6 protein-coding genes are annotated in these 4,310 nt (G+C 37.8%); 4 read left to right on the forward strand and 2 right to left on the reverse strand.

Features of this window, described 5'->3' with window-relative positions; translation table 11 throughout:
• The first annotated feature begins 252 nt into the window (after positions 1–252).
• A complete protein-coding gene (locus tag VE944_RS08850; RefSeq protein ID WP_324975318.1) occupies positions 253–876 on the forward strand; it encodes an RICIN domain-containing protein in 624 nt (207 codons plus the stop codon).
• Positions 877–1,167: 291 nt separating this feature from the next.
• Here the strand turns inward: VE944_RS08850 and VE944_RS08855 are convergent, their stop codons facing one another.
• Complete coding sequence (locus VE944_RS08855; protein ID WP_324975320.1) at positions 1,168–1,356, reverse strand: hypothetical protein; 189 nt, start codon at positions 1,354–1,356, stop codon at positions 1,168–1,170.
• Positions 1,353–1,553 (reverse strand): hypothetical protein, encoded by a 201-nt coding sequence (locus tag VE944_RS08860; RefSeq protein ID WP_324975322.1) that lies wholly within the window; start codon positions 1,551–1,553, stop codon positions 1,353–1,355. The genes VE944_RS08855 and VE944_RS08860 overlap by 4 nt, the downstream gene beginning before the upstream one ends.
• A 201-nt stretch (positions 1,554–1,754) precedes the next feature.
• Between VE944_RS08860 and VE944_RS08865 the strand changes: the two genes are divergently transcribed.
• The 3 genes from VE944_RS08865 to VE944_RS08875 all read left to right on the forward strand — a co-directional run.
• Positions 1,755–3,272 (forward strand): thioredoxin-like domain-containing protein, encoded by a 1,518-nt coding sequence (locus tag VE944_RS08865; protein ID WP_324975325.1) that lies wholly within the window; start codon positions 1,755–1,757, stop codon positions 3,270–3,272.
• Positions 3,273–3,494: 222 nt separating this feature from the next.
• A complete protein-coding gene (locus VE944_RS08870) occupies positions 3,495–3,875 on the forward strand; it encodes a KGK domain-containing protein (protein WP_324975328.1) in 381 nt (126 codons plus the stop codon).
• Between the two features lie 90 nt (positions 3,876–3,965).
• Positions 3,966–4,310: Uma2 family endonuclease (locus VE944_RS08875; RefSeq protein WP_324975331.1), on the forward strand; the 345-nt coding region annotated here is incomplete at its 3' end.

Here is a 4,310-nt window from a genome sequence, read left to right on the forward strand (position 1 = left end):
TTAAATTTACGCAATGTGCAACTTAATATTCTGAAGTCAGAAGATTTTAGCTTAAGTTGATACCAATATTTACCCAACCCTCCCCGATGTATTGGGGGGGGCGCGCGAGTGCGCGGGTGGAGTATTTTTCTAGCTCATAAACTTGAAATCTGCTGTAGTTCTCCCCATTCCTTACAAGGCTTGGGGGCCGGGGGGTTAGTTTTGAGTATAAGTTGCACATGGCGTAAGTTGATCTGCCAGAACAAAAGCATTGTGAAACAAAATCAATTTAACGCTCAAGGGGAAAAACTTGTGAAACGTAATTCAAAAAAGTGTACAGCGATCGCAGTTGGCTTCGTCGGCTCGCTATTATGGGGAATAACTTGCATTATAGAAAATCAAAATGCTATTGCACAAGTAGGGGGAATCTTTATAAGAAACGAACTATCAAACAAGTGCATTGATGTAGCTGGAGATCCTGCCACAAACAATGGTGCGACACTGAGAATTTTTGATTGCGAACTATCTGGAATTAGCAGTTCTGGTAGAATCACAGATCAGAAATGGGAGTTTATTCGTGGAGGCTTTATCAGAAATAAATTATCCAACAGATGCATGGATGTATCTGGTGATCCTGGCATAGCTAATGATACGCAATTAATACTTTCTGATTGCGAACTATCTGGATTTAGCAGCTCTGGTCAACCCACAGATCAGAGGTGGGAATACATTGGTGCAGGATTTATCAGAAATGGATTATCCAACAAATGCATTGATGTATCTGGTGATCCTGGCATACTTAATAGGCCATTGAAACTTCTTGAGTGTGAACTATCGGGATTTAGCGGTACTGGTAACACCTCTGATCAGAGGTGGCGATGGGAACCAAGGTTTTAAGAATACTGCTTGAGTAGAACCGGATGAGTCTCCCCGAGCTAAGGTAGATGATTTCGTAAATTCGTAGAAAAAATTATTATTTATTAAACCTCTGCGTATTTACCGTATCTCTACCAGGAAGCAAGCTACGCATAAGTCTTTGACCGAAAAAGTTCTGATTTAAGAGAATGTTTGAAAAGTATTTTTGGTAACATAAAAGCACAGGTAAAATCAAAAATACCCTCATTAGCGAGAACATTCTATATATAAAGTTAAAAACTGGCAGTTATCAAAGCTAGCCAGTTTTTAACTTTAAATTTGTTGACGTTTTAACTCTTGTATCAATACTTGGCAGCGCTTGCTAGCTTCTCTTGCCTGTTGCCTAAACTGTTTGGCTTGCTCTTGATTAGTTAAATACACTTGGGATGCTTTTTGCCTGAGTTCAACAGCTTCTTTACTGAGTTCCTTAATACGAGTTCTTAATTCTTCAATTGTTTTCATCTCTGCTCCTGTTCTGAAATCACAATTTCCAAATTTTCTGCTTCTTCATAAAGTTTATCTGCTCTACTAGCCAGCAAGCTAGCATCATCAAAATCATTGTTTGCTATTGCTCTGTCATGAGCTTCGTACAACTTATCAATGATCTCTTGCAATTCTACGTAAGCTTGTAATAATACATTTCGTGTTTCTGACTTCATATTTACTGCTTAAATACAACAGATTTCAACTTGGTGAGGTACAACAATACCCTACCCGCGCTATCGCGCACCCTCCCCGATGATTTGGGGAGGGTTGAGCAGGGGTATACCTCATGTAGTTGCAAAACGCTGTATCATTATTTTTCATCGGTCTATTTCAGAAAATTGGTATAAACATCCTCTAAAAGCAAAGTATACTTTATGATTCCTCGTGTCAGAGCACCGGAATTACCGCAAAATTATTCTTGGCTCAACACCGATAAACCCTTGTCTCTTAAAGGGTTCAAGGGTAGGGTTGTAATTTTAGACTTTTGGACATACTGTTGCATCAATTGTCTGCATATTCTGCCAAACCTAAAATATTTAGAACAGAAATATAAAGATAGCCTTACTATTATCGGCGTTCACTCTGCCAAATTTGACAACGAAAAAGAAACAGAAAATATTCGCCAAGCTATCCTGCGCTACGACATTGAACATCCAGTTGTAGTTGACAAAGATTTTCGGATTTGGGAAGAGTATGCTGTACGTGCTTGGCCTACTTTAATAATTATTGATCCAGAAGGTTACGTGATTGGTCAGATTTCTGGTGAAGGAAACCGTGACACTTTGGATGAGTTGATTCAAAAGTTAATTCAGCAACATCAAGACAAAGGGACAATTAATTTTCAAGAACTTAGCTTGACTTTAGAAAAACAGCATCAACCATTAATTACACCTCTAGCTTTTCCTGGTAAAGTTCTAGCTACTCCAATGGGTTTATTCATCGCTGATTCTGGACATCATCGCCTGATTATGAGTAGTTTCGACGGCGAAATTTTACACTTGATTGGTACTGGAAAATCTGGCTTAACTGATGGTGCTTTTAACGAAGCGCAATTTTTTGCACCACAGGGAATGGCTTATGATGCTGAAAATCAAATTCTTTATGTTGCTGATACAGAAAATCATACCCTGCGGCGAGTTGATTTGAAGCGTCAAGTAGTGGAAGCGATCGCAGGAACAGGTGAACAAAGCCGCAATATCCATCCTCATGGCGGCGCTGGTTTAGAAACTGCGCTAAATTCTCCTTGGGATTTAGTCAAAGTGGGAAATACCTTGTTTATTGCAATGGCTGGGCCTCATCAAATTTGGGAAATGGATTTAGAAACTAGCATCATCAAAACTTATGCTGGTACTGGCGCAGAAGCTTGCGTTGATGGTTTACTTACTGAATCTGCCTTTGCTCAACCTAGCGGTATAAGCGCCGATGGGAATGAATTATATATTGCTGACAGTGAAGTTAGTTCAATTCGTGGTGTAGGAATTGTAGAACCCTATCAAGTGCGAACTGTTTGCGGTAGCGGGGGTTTATTTGGTTTTGGCGATGTAGATGGACAAGGTGAAGATGTTCGTTTGCAGCACTGTTTAGGAGTGGAATATACTCAAAATTATCTGTGGGTAGCAGATACTTATAATCACAAAATTAAATTGGTGAATCCCAGTACAGGGAATTGTCAAACAATTTTAGGAGATGGTTCTGCTGGGTTACAAGATGGCCAGGGTAAAAGCACTCGGTTTTTTGAACCTTCGGGATTGAGTGTTTTGAGTTTACATTTATATATTGCTGATACTAATAATCATGCCATCCGCCGCGTAGATTTGAATACGCTTGAGGTGACGACGTTAGAATTTATAGGTTTATGTGCGCCAGATGTTTGTATTCCGCCGAATTTATAAAATGATAATCTTACGCGAAGGCGCAAAAATGCAAAGAGAACTCTGCGTATTTGAGTGAGATTTTAAAGAATAATGTTGTTGAGTGATCGCTTGATGCTACTCAGATTGTTTCTTTATAGTTAATTATTCAGTATTTATACTAACTTACTGTTAATAAAACCCCAATATAATTTAGTAGTAAGTATAGACTGGCAACTTTTAATTGTCAGTATAGATATTGGTATGAAAAATAAATTTATTCCTCTAGACTGTGGAGATGATGTCATTTTATTTGAGAATGATACTTATAAAGTAAGTAAACTAAGAGAGTTAGTTATACGACAATTTATCAAAAAATGGCGTCAGGAAATTTGTACATATAAAACTCAAATTAATAATGATTCAGTTGGTAGTTTGTTTGGCAGTATATCTGCTGGAAACGAGTCCATACCCTTTAGTGAAATTAAACTAAATGCTGTCAGAGATTGTCAGGTTCTTAAAGTTGATGGTAAAGGTTGGCAGAAGGGCAAATTAGAAATTAAAATATTCATATATCCTAATAGTCATAAACCAAATAATGTATGTCTTGAGTTTCATCCACATGAACCTCTTGAGATAAAATAATCTTGATAAAAACAGCATGAATACTATCCTCAACATCACCACTGATATCAAATTTGAGTAAAAATGAAATTATTTAACAACTAACATCCTATGGTTACTCTTCAACTCAAACAAATTCGAGTTCCACCAGGGCAAAGAATAATTCTGGAAGATGTGAGTTGGCAAGTATTTGAAGCAATTCTCAATGAGTTAGGAGAGCATCGCAGGAGTCGAGTAGCATACAGCCAAGGAACGTTAGAAATTATGGCTCCATTACCAGAACATGAGCGATGTAAGGTAATTATTGGAGATTTAGTGAAAGCCTTGCTAGATGAACTCGATCTCAATTGGGAGTCTTTAGGTTCAACTACCTTTAAGCGAAAAGATATAAGTGCAGGTATTGAACCCGATGATTGTTTTTATATTCAAAACTATAAGCTAATGATTGGAAAAGAT

This window comes from Nostoc sp. (assembly GCF_035638895.1).
GTDB lineage: Bacteria > Cyanobacteriota > Cyanobacteriia > Cyanobacteriales > Nostocaceae > Nostoc.

Excerpts from the sequence above, each read along its gene's own strand:
- VE944_RS08855 (WP_324975320.1), bottom strand. The coding sequence starts at position 1,356 with ATGAAAACAATTGAAGAATTAAGAACTCGTATTAAGGAACTCAGTAAA.
- VE944_RS08860 (WP_324975322.1), bottom strand. The coding sequence starts at position 1,553 with ATGAAGTCAGAAACACGAAATGTATTATTACAAGCTTACGTAGAATTG.
- VE944_RS08865 (WP_324975325.1), top strand. The coding sequence starts at position 1,755 with ATGATTCCTCGTGTCAGAGCACCGGAATTACCGCAAAATTATTCTTGG.
- VE944_RS08870 (WP_324975328.1), top strand. The coding sequence starts at position 3,495 with ATGAAAAATAAATTTATTCCTCTAGACTGTGGAGATGATGTCATTTTA.